Here is a 15471-nt window from a genome sequence, read left to right on the forward strand (position 1 = left end):
TGCAAGATGAGGTAAAAACCTGCCTTGAATTTGGTTAATCTTCGGCCCATTCCGGGATGAGACTCGCGCACTTGCGCTTTTAGAACAAATCTGGAACAAGCTACTTCATGTCACTCACCCATATTAAGGTGCGCGGTGCGCGCGAGCATAATCTCAAGGGCGTCGATATCGACCTTCCACGCGATAAGCTGATCGTCATCACCGGGCTTTCCGGTTCGGGCAAATCCAGCCTCGCGTTCGATACCATCTATGCCGAAGGGCAGCGGCGTTATGTCGAATCGCTGTCGGCTTATGCGCGCCAGTTTCTGGAGATGATGCAAAAGCCCGATGTCGAACATATTGAGGGCCTGTCGCCCGCAATCTCCATCGAGCAGAAGACAACGTCGCGCAACCCGCGCTCAACCGTCGCGACGGTGACCGAGATTTACGATTATATGCGGCTGTTATGGGCGCGTGTCGGCGTGCCTTATTCGCCCGCGACGGGCCTGCCGATTACCGCGCAGACGGTCAGCCAGATGGTCGACCGCGTCATGGCCTTGCCAGAGGGCACGCGCGCGTTCTTGCTCGCCCCCGTGGTGCAGGGCCGCAAGGGCGAATATCGCAAGGAACTCGCCGAGTGGCAGCGTTCAGGCTACACCCGCGTGCGCATCGACGGCGAGATGTACGCCATCGAAGACGCGCCCGCGCTCGACAAGAAATATAAGCATGACATTGAGGTCGTGGTCGACCGTATCGTCGTCAAGGACGGCATTCAGCAGCGTTTGGCCGAAAGCTTTGAAGCGGCGCTGAAGCTGGCCGATGGCTTGGCCTTTGTGGATTTGGCCGACACCACGGTGGCGGAATTGCAAACCGGCAATGCCGAGAGCGTACCTAGCGCCTTTGGCGAAGCGCGCGCGACGTTCACGCCCGCCACCAACGTCACGGGCGGCGCGATGAAGGGCACAGGCCTGCCCGCCAACCGCATTGTGTTTTCCGAGAAATTCGCCTGCCCTGTCAGCGGCTTCACCATCGCCGAAATCGCGCCGCGTCTGTTCTCGTTCAACGCCCCGCAAGGCGCCTGTCCCGATTGCGATGGCCTTGGCGAGCGGCAGGAGTTTGACCCGCAACTGGTGGTCCCGAACGAACATCTGTCGTTGAAGAAAGGCGCGATTGTGCCTTGGGCGAAATCAAACCCGCCCAGCCCCTATTATATGCAAGTGCTCTCCAGCCTGGCGAAGGCCTATGGCTTCGACCTCGATACGCCGTGGGAGGATCTGCTCCCCGAACAGAAGCTCATCATCCTGCACGGCACCGGTGGCATGGCGGTGGAGCTGACGTTTAAGGACGGACGCAAGGAATATACAGTGCGCAAGGCGTTTGAGGGCGTCATCGGCAATCTCAACCGCCGCTTGCTGCAAACCGACAGCGCGTGGATGCGCGAGGAGCTGTCGAAATATCAGACGTCGCAACCGTGCGAAACCTGCCACGGCGCGCGCCTCAAGCCCGAGGCGCTTTCGGTCAAAATCGCGGGCGTCGACATCGCCACCCCGACGAAGATGAGCGTGGGCGACGCGCTCGAATGGTTCGGCAGCGTCGACCAGACGCTGACCAACCAGCAGCAGCAAATTGCCAAGGCGATCCTGAAGGAAATCAACGAACGGTTGGGCTTCCTCAACAATGTCGGGCTTGATTATCTCAACCTTGACCGAACGTCAGGGACATTATCCGGCGGGGAGAGCCAGCGCATCCGCCTCGCCAGCCAAATCGGCTCCGGTCTGTCGGGCGTGCTTTATGTGCTGGATGAACCCAGCATCGGCTTGCACCAGAAAGACAATGACCGCCTGCTCGCCACGCTGCGCCGCCTGCGCGATTTGGGCAACACCGTCATCGTGGTTGAGCATGACGAAGACGCGATCCGCACCGCCGACTGGGTGGTCGATCTTGGCCCCGGCGCGGGCGTCCATGGCGGCACCGTCATGGCCGAAGGCACGTTGAAACAAATCCTGAAGTCGAAAGACAGCCTGACCGCCGCGTATCTCAACGGCACGCGCGAGATTGCGGTGCCCAAGACCCGGCGCAAGGGCAATAAGAAGAAGCTGACCGTCCACAATGCCCGCGCCAACAACCTAAAGAATGTCACCGCGAGCATCCCGCTGGGCACATTCACCTGCATCACCGGCGTATCGGGCTCCGGCAAGTCGAGCTTCACTATCGACACGCTTTATGCCTCTGCAGCCCGCAGCCTGAACGGCGCGCGCGTCATCGCGGGCGCGCATGACAAGGTCACCGGCCTTGAACATTGCGACAAGGTGATCGACATCGACCAATCCCCCATTGGCCGCACCCCGCGTTCGAACCCCGCGACCTATACCGGCGCGTTCACCAACATCCGCGACTGGTTCGCGCAATTGCCCGAAAGCGCCGCGCGCGGCTATAAACCGGGGCGTTTCAGCTTCAACGTCAAGGGCGGGCGCTGCGAAACATGCAGCGGCGATGGCCTGATCAAGATCGAAATGCACTTCCTACCCGACGTCTATGTGACGTGCGAGGAATGCAACGGCAAACGCTACAACCGCGAAACGCTGGAGGTCAAATGGAAGGGCCTGTCGATCGCCGACGTGCTCGACATGACGGTGGAGGACGCGGTGGAGGTGTTCAAGGCCGTCCCCCCGATCCGCGACAAAATGGCGATGCTGGCGGAGGTTGGGCTTGGCTATGTCAAGGTCGGGCAACAAGCCACGACATTATCCGGCGGCGAAGCGCAACGCGTCAAACTCGCCAAAGAACTCAGCCGCCGTTCCACCGGCCAGACGCTCTACATTCTGGACGAGCCCACCACCGGCCTGCATTTTGAGGATGTCCGCAAACTCCTCGAAGTGCTCCACCGTTTGGTGGAACAGGGCAACAGCGTGGTGGTCATCGAACATAATCTCGACGTCATTAAGACCGCGGACTGGATCATCGACCTCGGCCCCGAAGGCGGCGTGAAGGGCGGCGAGATCGTCGCCGAAGGCACGCCCGAAGATGTGGTCAAGGTCGCGGCGAGCTACACGGGGCATTATCTCGCGCCCATGCTTGCGAAAGCAAGCTAGAAGGCCAGCTAAGTTCGCTCCGATCGCTGACAACACCCACCGTCATCCTGAACTTGTTTCAGGATCTTACTACCGAACGCGCACCAAAAAAGTAAGATGCTGAAACGAGTTCAGCATGACGAAAAGTGGGGGGAGCCCATGCTTGCGAAAGCCAGCTAAGCTACGCCCACACCACCGCCAACGGGTAAAGCGAAATCAGATAGACCAGACAGCCCATCACCACGCGGCGGTCGCGAGTGCATATCGCCAGCAACAAGGCCGGGAACGCTGACCATCCGACCACCACAAAGCGCAGGGTGAACAGGTCGGGTATATCCATGAGCGTCACCAACGTGCCGAACAACGCGACATTGCACACAAAAACCCCGGCCATCACCGTGCGATAATGGCGGTCGAAATGCGCATCCAAATCCTCCAAATCGCCATCGGGAAAGATGAGCGAGGCCGCGAGATAATAAATGGCGGTGACCACAAAGCCGCCAAAAATCGCCGGCCATGTTACCGGAATAACCTCCCGCAATTCCCATCCATATAACCAGAATGTCACAAGGTCGCAGGACACAAACAGCCCCAACAACGCGGTGGGCCAGCCGACATGGACATGATGCCGCGCCTTTAACACACGGGCAAGCCCGCCCAAGCCCTCCGCCAGCGCCAGCCCGAGCAGCAGCCCGAACAACGTAAAGATATATTCAAACCCATTCATATGATGCCCCCCCGAGCCATTGCACATCATGTGCAGACATGGGGGGTGTTAGATCGCTTTGGGCGTGGGGGCAAATATTGGCAAAGGCGAAGCCACGCCCAGATTCCCCTCCCGCAGGCGAGTGGAGGGATCAGTCCCCCGGACTGATCCGAGAGGCTCCACTGGGTTAGGGGTGGGCCCTCACCCATAGCGCGCGAGCACGCCGCCCCGCCAAAGCCAGAAGCTGCGCCAATGTATCTCGCACAAAGCCACGAAGGCACGAAGAAGATGCTTGGCGTCCGCCCTTATCCCAACACATCCCGCTGGTCCAAAAACCACCCACCGTCATCCTGAACTTGTTTCAGGATCTTAATTCCGACTGCCCTCAAAAAGTAAGATGCTGAAACGAGTTCAGCATGACGAAGAGAGAGACCGAGGTTGGAAAAGGCCTCCCGTCCATGAACCAATTGCTTTTGTTCACACAAATTGACAATTTATTTTTCAGCCGTAATCATCAAGCACAATCTCGACGTCATCAGAACGGGGGATTGGGTAGTCGACCTAGGCTCCGAAGGCGGCCGACTAAAAAGGCGAAGGGGATTCTCTATGACGAACTTTGAGCGCGCAAAGCTGATGATTGACGCGATGATGCCAATTGCGGACTTACATGTACGAGATGCTACAGCTGAAGAATTTGTTAAGCGTAGATTGCAAATGCTAACTGAGGAATACGGCGGACGGTTGTTGAATTCGGGACGAAACCCAATCGACTACTCAAAAATAACTACGCACATTGCTTATACATATAGATCATTACCGGCGCACTCGGATTGGATGTATAAGGCTCTGACGCACGCAAGAAAATCAGTTCTTGCCAAAATGACTGGCAAAAAGGTGAGGGTCGCCTGCATTGGAGGGGGTCCCGGCAGCGATATGCTTGGCGTCCTGAAATTCGCAAATGAAAACAATTTGAACGACAAAAAGTTCGCGTTTGCAATTTTGGACCGCGAGAAAGCTTGGAACGGCTGTCGAAAGCACCTCGTAGATACTTTCGAGGGAGAACTAACCGTTAGCCAGAAACACATCAGTTTAGACTTGGCAAACGGCAGTCCATGGGCAACAAACTGGGATTGGTTAGACGCCGACATTTTCACATTCAGTTTTGTTTTATCTGAAGTCTGGGCGTTTAACGAGAAAAGGTCGGTTTCAGAATTTGTTGATCAGGTAATTGGCGGCGCAGGCGAGGGAGCGATTTTTTGCTATGTGGATAACGGCGGAGATAATTTCATTCCATTGATGGAAGCAGAGTTTGATAATAGGCCCGATTTACGATGTATTTTTTCGCGAGATTTTTCTCGCTTGTTGATGAGTTATGAAGAGCAAAGTTCTGCGGTTGAAGCCACATATCGAACAATATTCGGACAGAGCCCAAAGCTGAAGGGGAATGTCAGCATGAGAGTTTGGAAAAAGATTTAATGGATGACCTTTTTGCTTCCGACGTTCGATTTTCAAAGATCGATTTAGAAGAAGCTGACGTTTCTTTTTTGGTTAAGTTCCCTTTTCCGATGAATGATCAGAGCATTTTTGAAAAGTTATACAAAGAAACTATCTGGCAGCATGAAAAAGTTGTTGTTTGGGGCAAGAGCCACCTGCAGCCTAGATTAACAGCGTGGTACGGTGACCCTGGTCGGAGTTACACTTACTCCAATACGGTTATGTATCCTTTACCATGGACAAATCTTTTGTTGTCACTTCGACGTGAACTAGAAAATCTATTAGAGATCAATTTCAACAGCGTGCTTTTGAATCTCTATCGAAATCAAGATGATAGAATGGGTTTTCACAGCGACAATGAACCGTCACTGGGACCGGAGCCGGCTATCGCCTCGCTTAGTTACGGGGCTACTCGAACTTTGCTTTTTAAGCATAAAAGACGTCGAGACCTGCCAACTAAACATGTGAAACTAACATCAGGCAGCCTGTTGCTTATGAAGGGGGACACCCAACGAAATTGGAATCACGGAATAAACAAAGAGACGCAAATTTGTGGCCCACGATTGAATCTCACGTTTCGCAACATTGTTAAATAGCACTTTACTCCTTTACGGAAGGAAAGCCTCCGTACCAACTCCCCCCTCCCCAAAATCTCCCCCCATAACCCCCCACTGTCTTGCGCCAGTCATCATCGTCTGCGATGTGTGGGGCTGAAACATTTTTGGAGAGTAAAATGCGTAAAGTGTCGCCCTTTGTGTCCGCTGGCCTGCCCGTGTCTTTGGCGTTGGCGTCCTGTCTGATCGGCGCGCCGCTTCTCGCGCAATATGCGGCGACACCGGATCCTGCGGCTGCGACGGCGGCGGCGGCCCTGCCCCCTGCGCGGCCCATTGGCACGCCGCCGCTGACGACCAGCGAGGGCTATTTACAGGCTGGCGCAGCCGAGCTTGCCCGGTTGGAGGCGGATACGCCCAACAATCGCAAGGCGCGCAATGTCATCATCTTCATCGGCGACGGCATGAGCGTGACCACATTGACCGCCGCGCGCATTTTTGAAGGGCAGAAAAAGGGCGTCGACGGCGAATCCTATGTCGCGCAAATGGACCGCCTGCCGCACACCGCCTTGGTCAAAACTTACTCGCATGATGGCCAGGTGCCCGACAGCGCGCCGACCGCAACCGCGATTGTCTCCGGCGTCAAAACGCTGAACGGCGTTCTGGGCGTTGGTCCGCAAGCGGTGGAGGACAATTGCAAGGCGACCGAACCCTATAAGGTCAAATCTTTGTTCGAAATGGCCGAGGACAAGGGATATGCCACCGGCATTGTCTCCACCGCGACCATCACCCACGCGACGCCCGCATCGACCTATGCCCATGTCGCGCAACGCGATTGGGAAGTGGATGCCAATATGCCCGCCGCGGCGAAGGCCGAAGGCTGCATCGACATCGCACGCCAAATGGTCGAATGGCCGCATGGTGACGGGTTTGAGGTGATGTTGGGCGGCGGACGCCAGCATTTCATGCCCAACACCGCGGCTGACCCCGAATATCCCACCAAAAAGGGCAAGCGCGCCGATGGGAAGGACCTGATTTCCAGCTGGCTGGCCGCCAATCCCAAAAGCGCCTATGTCTGGAACAGCGAAGGCTTTGCCGCGGTGGACGCGAAAAAGACCGACAAGCTGCTTGGCCTGTTCGAACAATCGCATATGCAATTTGACGCCGACCGCACGGCGAGCGGATCAAAAGAACCCTCGCTCGCCGAAATGACGACGAAGGCGATCGCGATGCTGTCCAAAAACCGCAAGGGCTATGTCCTGATGGTCGAAGCGGGCAAGATTGACCATGGCCACCATGGCGGCAACGCCTATCGCGCGTTGCAGGACACGGTGGCGCTGAATGATGCGTTGAAGGCCGCGATGGACACTGTCGACCTGCGCGATACCTTAATCGTCGTCACATCGGACCATAGCCACACCTTCACCATGGCGGGATATCCCGAACGCGGGAACCCGATCCTTGGCCCCGTGGTTGACCAGAAAGGCAAATCAACCTTGGCCTTTGATGGCAAGGGATACACAACCTTGGGCTATATCAACGGCCCCGGTGCGGTCACGGCCATGCCACGCCCCGACCCGTTGAAAGAAGATACGCAGGCGCTGAATTATCGGCAGCAGGCGTTGATCCCCACCGGTTCCGAAACGCACAGCGGCGAAGATGTCGTCGCCCGCGCCGCCGGGCCAAAGGCGCATTTGTTCAAGGGCACGATTGAACAGAACACGATATTCCAAATCATGCGCGCGGCCCTAGGTTTTAAATAAGGCGTCTTTAAACCACCGGCCGTAACATATATGCGGAATTAAGCGCGCGCGGCGCGGCAGGCGTGGAAGTATGCACGCGGGACGGGGCTTTGCTTATGCCTTCATTGGCATTACGGGCGGGGTATGACTGGTCTTGCCTCCACGCTGCGCGATGCGACCGATGCCCTGACGCCTGTCAGCGCGACCCCGCGTCTTGATGCCGAACTGTTGATGGCGCATGCCTTGGGCATAGACCGGTCGGCGATGTTGTTGCGGATGCATGACCTTGCTGTGCCTGCGGGCTTTGCGGCGTTGCTCGCGCGGCGGGTGGCGGATGAACCGGTGCCCTATATCACGGGAATGCAGGCCTTTTGGGACCTTGACCTGCATGTGACGCCCGATGTGCTGATCCCGCGTGCGGACAGCGAAACGGTGATTGAGGTGGCGATTGCGGGTTTTGCTGGGCGGGATGCGCCTGCGCGGATCTTGGACTTGGGCACGGGGTCCGGCGCATTGTTGCTGGCGGCTTTGTCGGTGTTTGGGGACGCGCAAGGGGTTGGCATTGATGCCAGCGCGGCGGCTCTGGCGGTCGCATCGGGCAATGCGGCACGGCTTGGGCTGGGCGGGCGCGCATACTTCGAACAGCGCGATTGGACTTTGGACGGGTGGGCCGACGGCTTGGGGCAATTCGACCTCATCTTGTGCAACCCGCCTTATATTGAGGACGCAACCCCGCTTGCAGACATGGTCGCCCGCCACGAACCGCACAGCGCCCTCTTCGCCGGCCCCGACGGTCTGCGCGACTATCGCATACTTCTAAAAACCCTCGAAAAACTGCTAAAAACCACCGGAATCGCAGTCTTCGAAATCGGATTCAACCAGTCAAAATCCGTCGCAAAATTGGGCACCGACGCAGGATTCACCTCCGAATTAACCCACGACCTTTCCGGCAATCCACGCGTCTTGCGCTTTTCGCTTGGAATCGCGCAACCGAACCGCTAACGCTAAACAGCATCGCAGCAAAACCCGTAAATTGCGGAGATTAGCGCGAAGCCGCCCCCAGCGCAGTTGGAAATTTTTTCAAGGTCTCGGTCGACCTTGGCGTAACCCAAAGACTGGGTTTTGGGGCTTCCTGCAATTTTTAAGTGTTAAAAGAGGACGGGTCAGCCCTGATGAATATCAACAACAGGCAGCAGCAGAACAACAATCGTCGCCGCGGTCGCAACAACAATAATCGCCAGCAAAATAACAACCGCAGCGGTTTCGACTATCAAAACCAGATCGACAATCGTGCGCGCGGAAACGCAGCGCAGATGCTGGAAAAATACAAGAAGCTAGCGCAAGACGCGCAGTTTAACGGTGACCGCGTAAACGCCGAATATCACCTGCAATTTGCCGATCATTATTTCCGCGTACTCGCCGATTTCCGCGGCCGCCAAGAAGCCCGTCAGGAACAGCAAGGCGAACGTCGTCCCCGCGAGGACAATCGCGAAGACCGCGACGATTGGCAGAATGATGATCGTTCGCAGAATTATGACGAACAAGGTTCTTCCGATGGAATGGACACCGACTCCGTTTCCCAAGACGATGGTGACACCGAAGAGCGCGCACCACGCGAGCAACAGCGCGAAAGCCGCCCACGTCGTCCGGAACGGGCCGACCGTAATGATCGTTCTGACAATAACCGGTCTGCCAATCGCGGCCCGCGCCGCCACCACAGCGAAGAAAAAGACGATGCACCCGCAGGTCTTGATCTCGCCGTATTGCCGCCGTCCATCGCGATTTCGTCAAACGACAGTGACGCCGATATGGAAAAGCCCGCGCGCAAACCACGTGCCCGCCGCGTTAAGCCAGCCGGCGATGATGGAGCTGCAGCGGCGGAATAATCAATCCTTCTGCCGTTTACAGCTTACGAACGGCGCAACAGCCGTTAGCTTTCGGGAAGTGCCCGTGGCTTGTGATCGTCATCTAGGGCAACAAAGGTAAACAGCCCTTCGGTCACCTTGACCTCTTGTTGGCCACGCGCACGGGTCGCGATAACTTCGACGCGGATGCCCATGGATGTGCGGCCCCGCCGTTCGAGCGTTGCGTAGACAGAGATAATGTCGCGCAACAGGATCGGCGCGATGAATTCCATTTTTTCGATGGCCACTGTCGCGCACGCGCCCTGCGCAATCCGCCCGGCCAAGATACCACCGGCCTGATCCATCATTCCCAATACCCAACCGCCGAAGATATGGCCGTTGGCGTTGATATCGGCAGGACCCGGAACAACCCGTAAAACCGGGTCATTCCGTTTTGGAAGGTTGCGAACAGCCTCGGTCACCGGTCGGCTTCATCTTCAAAAGGGTCATCGATGGATTCATCATGGCCCGACCCGCTGGACAGGAAAACAAGACCCATCAACGCGGCGGTCAGCATGATTGCCCCGGTTATTGCACCGGCCGTGGCGATGAAGAAGTGAATGGAAACCATCCCGTTCTGCCACCAGAATGTCCCGAGGGCACCCACGGTCACAATCAATGTCACGCCAAACATCCACCGCATCAGCCGCCAATAGCGACGCCATGCGAAGTTGGCATATTCAGGATCATCGAGGCGGGAGGGGCGAGTCATAGCGTGATAAGGCCGCCTTATGCTATAAGTTCCATCAAGGGCAAGGACATAGGGAGAGAGTCGATGACGATTTCTGCGATATTGGCCAACCATCAAGGCAATGTGTTCACGGCTGCGCCGCACGAAAGTGTCGGCGATGTGGTCGTACGACTTGCCGAAAACCGGATTGGCGCCCTACCCGTTGTCGATGGCACAGCGGTGGTCGGCATTTTTTCCGAACGCGATATTGTCTACGGTGTCGCGCGCCATGGTTCCGCTTTCCTGACAAAAACGGTGGCGGATACAATGACGGCACCAGCAATCACCGTTGCGCCCGATACGCCAATCCTGTCGGCTTTATCCCTGATGACGAAACGGCGCATTCGTCACCTTCCGGTAATCCAGGGGGATGCCCTTGTCGGCTTTGTCTCCATTGGCGATTTGGTGAAGCACCGTATCGACAAAATTGAGGCCGAAGCCGCCGCAATGCGTGATTATATCAGCATGGCCTGACAATCACTTGCGCGAGGCGCAGGCTGCTTCCACCGGGTAATCCGGTAACTATCCGGGATTGGATGGCGACCCTGTTGGTGCCGCAGATGATGATGATGATGCTGGTGGTGGCGCGGTCATGTCCGATGTCGGAATTGGGGCATAAACCGGCTTCGGCGCATACTTCATATTCCAGTCGGCCAGATCGCGTTCATATTTCACATATGCATCGTAAAATTTGACAAACACGCCATCAATGTCAGCCAGACCGCCAATCGCATATTCCGGCAATGCCCCAGTGGGCACGGTATTGGCCTCAGTCAGCTTGCGCAGCGCCATGTCACAATATTGGGCACGAACGGGCGGCAAAGCGAAATAGTTATACAAATCGGTCATGCGCGTATCGCGAACCCGCAAGCCATTTTGTCCGGGGTAGCGGGCGACATATTCACGGTCGACCGCTTTGCTGGTTTTCGACAAGATCACCTTATGGATGACGATGAACTTATTATACTCGGTCGCAATCTGACCCCATATAGGCCCTTGGCAATTCAATGCCGCTACGTTCAAAGCCGACCGAAAATGCCAGATTTGTTCATCACGGCTTAAACCACGGTTTGGCGTAGCGCGAACGCCATCAAACCCGACCGGCGGGATCGTCATCGACAGCGCCGCACCACCGGGTGGCAAAGGCATTGCGGGCGGAGGTGGCGGCGCAGGAAGTGGAATGGGTGTAGGTGCGACTTTTACTGGCGCTGGAGCGCAAGCTGCAACCGCAGTCACCATGATGATGGCAGCTAGATTTTTTATGCCCCGACGCATTTGCTCTCTCCGATTTGTTATTCCTGATTCCAACAGGATTTTCGCTCGAATGAAAAGCCCTGTTCGACCAAATCCCAAAGAAAATGGCCCAGTGGTTTCCCACCGGGCCATATTGTGTCGTTCAAGCTGAACAGCCGATGACTTATTCGCGGTTACCGAGGAAGCTCAGCAAAAACTGGAACATGTTGATGAAGTCCAGATACAGCGTCAGTGCAGCCATGACTGCAGCCTTACCGATCATTTCTGTACCCTGAAGGTAGAAATATTCGCTTTTGATACGTTGCGTATCATAGGCTGTCAGGCCAGCGAATATAAGCACGCCTGCGCAGCTGATAACCCAACCCAAAGTGTCAGAGCCGACGAAGATGTTCACGATCGACGCAACAATCAAGCCGACCATACCCATGACCAGAAAGCTTCCCCAGCCACTGATGTCTTTCTTTGTCGTATAAGCCCACAGGCTCAATCCAGCGAAAGCCGCTGACGTTGCAAAGAAAGTCTGCGCGATGGACTCACCGGTGAACATCATAAAGATGCGCGCCATTGACAGCCCCATCAACACCGCAAATCCCCAGAACATCGCCTGAAGCGTGGAAGCAGAAAACTTACCTTGGCCAAAGCTCATCGCCATTACGACGACCAGTGGCGATAAAATGATTACCCAGCTCATCAGGCTTGGGTTCACCATCAGATTTCGTGCCAGTTCGGTCTGTGCAAACAGCATCGCAACGATGCCTGTCAGCAAGACGCCTGACGCCATATAGTTATAAACCTTGAGCATGTGCGAACGCAGACCAGCGTCGACAGCAACGTCGCCTGCGCGCGTACCTGCAAGACTTGACTGGGTCCCGGTTACCCGTGGATCGGACCACTGTGCCATGACTTAATTCTCCTCAAAACACGGCAACATAGCCGCTAGACCAATATATTGGAGGAATTCGTTCCAGATTCAAGCGAAACACGACACGCCGCATTCTGATTTTTTATTAGGACTGCGCGGCATTGGCTTTGAGGAATGTGGTCTGGTTCCCCGCACACTTTCGCCAAACTATTATGTTCGATGCATTGAAAGGCAATTATCGTTGCGCAGGCTGGCTGTTCTGCTAGCCATAGCAGCAGAAGGCGACAACCGCGATTGAGGGAGAGCAAGGTGAGTGTGACGGTCGAAGGCGAAAACAACGGCGCTATTTCCCCGCAATCAGAGGTTAAATCGCCTGAGGCCAGCAGCTACAGCTGGTATGTGCTCCTTGTCCTTGTCATCGTCTACATACTCAACTTCATCGACCGCCAAATCCTCAGCATTTTGGCTGTCGATATCAAAGCGGACCTTGGCCTGACCGATGCCGACATGGGCTTTTTGGGTGGCGCAGCTTTCGCGGTGTTTTATGCTTTATTCGGTATTCCGTTGGGACGACTTGCCGATAATTGGAGCCGCGTAAAGCTTCTGTCTATTGGCCTTGCCTTATGGTCGATCATGACCGCCTTGTCCGGCTTTGCGCGTAACCAGGTGGAACTGACCATGGCGCGCATGGGCGTTGGCGTCGGCGAAGCGACCGCAAGTCCCACGGCTTATTCACTGATTTCCGATTATTTCCCGAAACGGCAGCGCGCGACCGCGCTCGCGATTTACTCGTCCGGTCTGTATATTGGCGGCGGCGTTTCCTTGTTTTTGGGCGCGCTCATTGTGCAAAGCTGGGACGCGGCTTTCCCCCAAGGCGGACCGCTCGGATTGGCCGGCTGGCATGCGGCATTCGTTGCCGTCGGCATTCCCGGCATAATCGTGGGCTTGTGGGTCGCAACATTGCGTGAACCAGTCCGCGGCGCGATGGATGGGCTGGTTACGCCCGCGCACCCAGCCCCATTCCGCGCATTTGCGAGCGATCTTTCCATGATCGTCCCACCATTTACTTTGTGGGGTGCATGGCAACGTGGCCCAATGGCGCTTGTGATCAACATAGTTACGGCAGCCGCTATCGCAGCGTTTGCTTACACAATGATCCAATTGACCGGCAATTTTCCGCAATGGTCGGCGGTTGGCTTTGGCTATTATGCCGTTTTCTCTTGGGCATCGACACTCCGTGCCAAGGATCCGGCGACATTTAAGCTCATCTGGGGCACGCCTGCGTTCATCTGTACCACCATTGGCTATGGCCTCGTTGCGCTTGTCGCTTATGCTCTGGCGTTCTGGTCCGCACCTTATGCGGAAACGGTGCTTAAGCTGCCTAAAGCAGAGTTGGCTCTGATTTTAGGGGGAAGTGGAGCACTTAGTGGCTTTCTGGGTGTCATCGTCGGCGGATCTGTCGCCGATATGCTCCGGGCGCGACATGCCGCAGGGCGCGTTTTGGTAATAATGTTCGGTGTCGTTGCCCCAGTCATTCCGCTCTGGATCGGCTTTACGACCGAAAATGCAATATTGTTTTACATCATGCAATTTCTTGCTGGAATGTTTGGCGCAACGGCACTCGGCGCGGCAGCAGCCACCACGCAGGACCTTGTACTGCCTCGTATGCGGGGCACGGCAACCGCCGCCTTCTTCTTAGGCACCACGCTGGTCGGGTTGTCCTTTGGGCCTTATATGGTCGGGCAGATTTCCGACCTTGCCGGAACGATGGTCGACGGGAAGCTCGTGGGCAACTTACGCGTTGGCATCCTCTCGCTTATCGCGGTGGCGCCAATTGCGTTGGGTTTGTTAATCGCCGCCTATCGCAGCGTGCCCAAGGCGGAACGCACCATCGTTGAACGTGCACGTGATGCGGGCGAGCCAGTTTAATCAAACGATTAAATTCGGCTTGACGCCCGCGTCAACTTGCTGCCATTGATGGTGCATATTTTGCAGTCACTTCTTGCAGGGGATTCTCCATGTCGCTCGATACCATTCCACGCACCGCCTATAATGAAGACCATGAAGCATTCCGTCAGTCGGTACGCCAGTTCCTTCAAAAGGAAGTCGCGCCGCACGCAAAGCAGTGGCAGGAAGATGGCATCGTTCCAAAGTCGATCTGGCCCAAGGCAGGCGAAGTCGGCATGCTCTGCCCCACCGCACCGGTTGAATATGGCGGCCTTGGCCTCGACTTTGGCTACAACGCAATCGTCGACGAAGAATCGGCCTATTATGGCGGCGTCGCCACTGGCTTCTCGCTTCAGTCAGATATCGTCGTAAACTATATCACCAGCTACGGCAGCGAAGAGCAGAAGAAGCATTGGTTGCCCAAGATGATCTCTGGCGAGGTCATCACCGCCATCGCCATGACCGAGCCCGGCACCGGAAGCGATCTTCAAGGCATGAAGACAACCGCGCGCAAAGACGGCAACCATTATGTCATCAACGGCAGCAAAACCTATATCACCAATGGCCAGAACGCCGACCTGATCTTGGTCTGCGTCAAAACCGACACCGAGATCCAGCCAGCGTATAAGGGCATGTCGATTGTCCTCGTTGAGGCTGACCGTGATGGCTTCAAGCGTGGCCGTAACCTCGACAAAATCGGTATGGATGAAGCTGATACTTCGGAACTGTTCTTCGAAGATGTCCGCGTGCCAATGACCAACTGTTTGGGCGAAGAAGGCAAGGGCTTCATCTATCTGATGAGCGAACTGCCGCAGGAGCGTCTGTCGATTGCCGTATCGTCGATGGCCAGCACGCAAAAAGCTTTTGATGAAACCGTCGCGTTCTGCCGCGAGCGTATCGTGTTCGGCAAGCCATTGCTGGATTTCCAAAACACCCGTTTCGTACTGGCCGATATCAAGGCAAAGCTGCAAATTGGCTGGGCGCATCTCGATTGGGCTTTAAACCGCCATTACAAGAAAGAGCTGACCGCCGAGGAAGGCGCTGCTGCAAAGCTGTGGCACACCGACCTGCAGTGGGAAGTTGTCGATGCCTGTCTGCAGCTGCATGGCGGCGCTGGATATATGAATGAATATCCCATCGCCCGCATGTGGCGCGCCGCACGCGTGACACGCATTTTCGGCGGCACCAACGAGATCATGAAAGAACTGATCGGCCGAGGGCTTTAAGACCC

14 protein-coding genes are annotated in these 15471 nt (G+C 56.0%); 9 read left to right on the forward strand and 5 right to left on the reverse strand.

The genetic code is table 11. From position 1 onward, the window contains the following. The first annotated feature begins 107 nt into the window (after positions 1-107). Entirely contained in the window at positions 108-3071 is a 2964-nt protein-coding gene (gene uvrA / locus GGR91_RS08575) for an excinuclease ABC subunit UvrA (protein ID WP_183941787.1), read from the forward strand. Positions 3072-3231: 160 nt separating this feature from the next. Here uvrA and GGR91_RS08580 read toward each other — a convergent pair whose 3' ends face one another. Continuing rightward, positions 3232-3777: a hypothetical protein gene (locus GGR91_RS08580; RefSeq protein ID WP_183941788.1), complete on the reverse strand. Its 546-nt coding sequence runs from the start codon at positions 3775-3777 to the stop codon at positions 3232-3234. Positions 3778-4362: 585 nt separating this feature from the next. Here GGR91_RS08580 and GGR91_RS08585 point away from each other — a divergent pair. The 5 genes from GGR91_RS08585 (at position 4363) to GGR91_RS08605 (ending at position 9429) form a co-directional block, all read left to right on the forward strand. Further along, complete coding sequence (locus GGR91_RS08585) at positions 4363-5232, forward strand: hypothetical protein (RefSeq protein ID WP_183941789.1); 870 nt, start codon at positions 4363-4365, stop codon at positions 5230-5232. Next, entirely contained in the window at positions 5217-5846 is a 630-nt protein-coding gene (locus GGR91_RS08590; protein WP_221204277.1) for an alpha-ketoglutarate-dependent dioxygenase AlkB family protein, read from the forward strand. Before GGR91_RS08585 ends, GGR91_RS08590 begins: the two co-directional genes overlap by 16 nt. A 137-nt stretch (positions 5847-5983) precedes the next feature. Further along, a complete protein-coding gene (locus GGR91_RS08595) occupies positions 5984-7564 on the forward strand; it encodes an alkaline phosphatase (RefSeq protein WP_183941790.1) in 1581 nt (526 codons plus the stop codon). A 123-nt stretch (positions 7565-7687) separates the two neighbouring features. After that, positions 7688-8545: a peptide chain release factor N(5)-glutamine methyltransferase gene (prmC, locus tag GGR91_RS08600; protein ID WP_183941791.1), complete on the forward strand. Its 858-nt coding sequence runs from the start codon at positions 7688-7690 to the stop codon at positions 8543-8545. A 170-nt stretch (positions 8546-8715) separates the two neighbouring features. Continuing rightward, positions 8716-9429: a DUF4167 domain-containing protein gene (locus GGR91_RS08605; RefSeq protein WP_183941792.1), complete on the forward strand. Its 714-nt coding sequence runs from the start codon at positions 8716-8718 to the stop codon at positions 9427-9429. A gap of 44 nt (positions 9430-9473) precedes the next feature. Here the strand turns inward: GGR91_RS08605 and GGR91_RS08610 are convergent, their stop codons facing one another. Together GGR91_RS08610 and GGR91_RS08615 are read right to left on the reverse strand one after the other, a co-directional pair. After that, a complete protein-coding gene (locus tag GGR91_RS08610) occupies positions 9474-9869 on the reverse strand; it encodes an acyl-CoA thioesterase (protein WP_183941793.1) in 396 nt (131 codons plus the stop codon). Next, positions 9866-10159 (reverse strand): hypothetical protein, encoded by a 294-nt coding sequence (locus GGR91_RS08615; RefSeq protein ID WP_183941794.1) that lies wholly within the window; start codon positions 10157-10159, stop codon positions 9866-9868. The genes GGR91_RS08610 and GGR91_RS08615 overlap by 4 nt, the downstream gene beginning before the upstream one ends. Positions 10160-10222: 63 nt before the next feature. Here GGR91_RS08615 and GGR91_RS08620 point away from each other — a divergent pair, with 63 nt between their 5' ends. After that, entirely contained in the window at positions 10223-10651 is a 429-nt protein-coding gene (locus GGR91_RS08620; protein ID WP_183941795.1) for a CBS domain-containing protein, read from the forward strand. 48 nt (positions 10652-10699) lie between these two features. Here the strand turns inward: GGR91_RS08620 and GGR91_RS08625 are convergent, their stop codons facing one another. Next, positions 10700-11452 carry a hypothetical protein gene (locus GGR91_RS08625; protein ID WP_183941796.1) on the reverse strand — a complete coding sequence of 251 codons (753 nt, stop codon included), beginning with the start codon at positions 11450-11452 and terminating at the stop codon, positions 10700-10702. Between the two features lie 142 nt (positions 11453-11594). Continuing rightward, the gene (locus GGR91_RS08630; RefSeq protein ID WP_183941797.1) at positions 11595-12332 is read right to left on the reverse strand and encodes a Bax inhibitor-1/YccA family protein; all 738 of its coding nucleotides are present in this window, start codon (positions 12330-12332) and stop codon (positions 11595-11597) included. A 306-nt stretch (positions 12333-12638) separates the two neighbouring features. Here GGR91_RS08630 and GGR91_RS08635 point away from each other — a divergent pair, with 306 nt between their 5' ends. Together GGR91_RS08635 and GGR91_RS08640 are read left to right on the forward strand one after the other, a co-directional pair. Then, a complete protein-coding gene (locus GGR91_RS08635) occupies positions 12639-14222 on the forward strand; it encodes a spinster family MFS transporter (protein ID WP_183942050.1) in 1584 nt (527 codons plus the stop codon). An 89-nt stretch (positions 14223-14311) separates the two neighbouring features. Next, positions 14312-15466: an acyl-CoA dehydrogenase family protein gene (locus GGR91_RS08640; protein ID WP_183941798.1), complete on the forward strand. Its 1155-nt coding sequence runs from the start codon at positions 14312-14314 to the stop codon at positions 15464-15466. Positions 15467-15471 lie beyond the last annotated feature (5 nt).

The sequence above is a fragment of the Sphingorhabdus rigui genome (assembly GCF_014196595.1).
Lineage (GTDB): Bacteria > Pseudomonadota > Alphaproteobacteria > Sphingomonadales > Sphingomonadaceae > Sphingorhabdus_B > Sphingorhabdus_B rigui.

Bases quoted from the DNA above. Each gene is read 5' to 3' on its own strand.
- uvrA (WP_183941787.1), top strand. From the start codon at position 108: ATGTCACTCACCCATATTAAGGTGCGCGGTGCGCGCGAGCATAATCTC.
- GGR91_RS08580 (WP_183941788.1), bottom strand. From the start codon at position 3,777: ATGAATGGGTTTGAATATATCTTTACGTTGTTCGGGCTGCTGCTCGGG.
- GGR91_RS08585 (WP_183941789.1), top strand. From the start codon at position 4,363: ATGACGAACTTTGAGCGCGCAAAGCTGATGATTGACGCGATGATGCCA.
- GGR91_RS08595 (WP_183941790.1), top strand. From the start codon at position 5,984: ATGCGTAAAGTGTCGCCCTTTGTGTCCGCTGGCCTGCCCGTGTCTTTG.
- prmC (WP_183941791.1), top strand. From the start codon at position 7,688: ATGACTGGTCTTGCCTCCACGCTGCGCGATGCGACCGATGCCCTGACG.
- GGR91_RS08605 (WP_183941792.1), top strand. From the start codon at position 8,716: ATGAATATCAACAACAGGCAGCAGCAGAACAACAATCGTCGCCGCGGT.
- GGR91_RS08615 (WP_183941794.1), bottom strand. From the start codon at position 10,159: ATGACTCGCCCCTCCCGCCTCGATGATCCTGAATATGCCAACTTCGCA.
- GGR91_RS08620 (WP_183941795.1), top strand. From the start codon at position 10,223: ATGACGATTTCTGCGATATTGGCCAACCATCAAGGCAATGTGTTCACG.
- GGR91_RS08625 (WP_183941796.1), bottom strand. From the start codon at position 11,452: ATGCGTCGGGGCATAAAAAATCTAGCTGCCATCATCATGGTGACTGCG.
- GGR91_RS08630 (WP_183941797.1), bottom strand. From the start codon at position 12,332: ATGGCACAGTGGTCCGATCCACGGGTAACCGGGACCCAGTCAAGTCTT.
- GGR91_RS08640 (WP_183941798.1), top strand. From the start codon at position 14,312: ATGTCGCTCGATACCATTCCACGCACCGCCTATAATGAAGACCATGAA.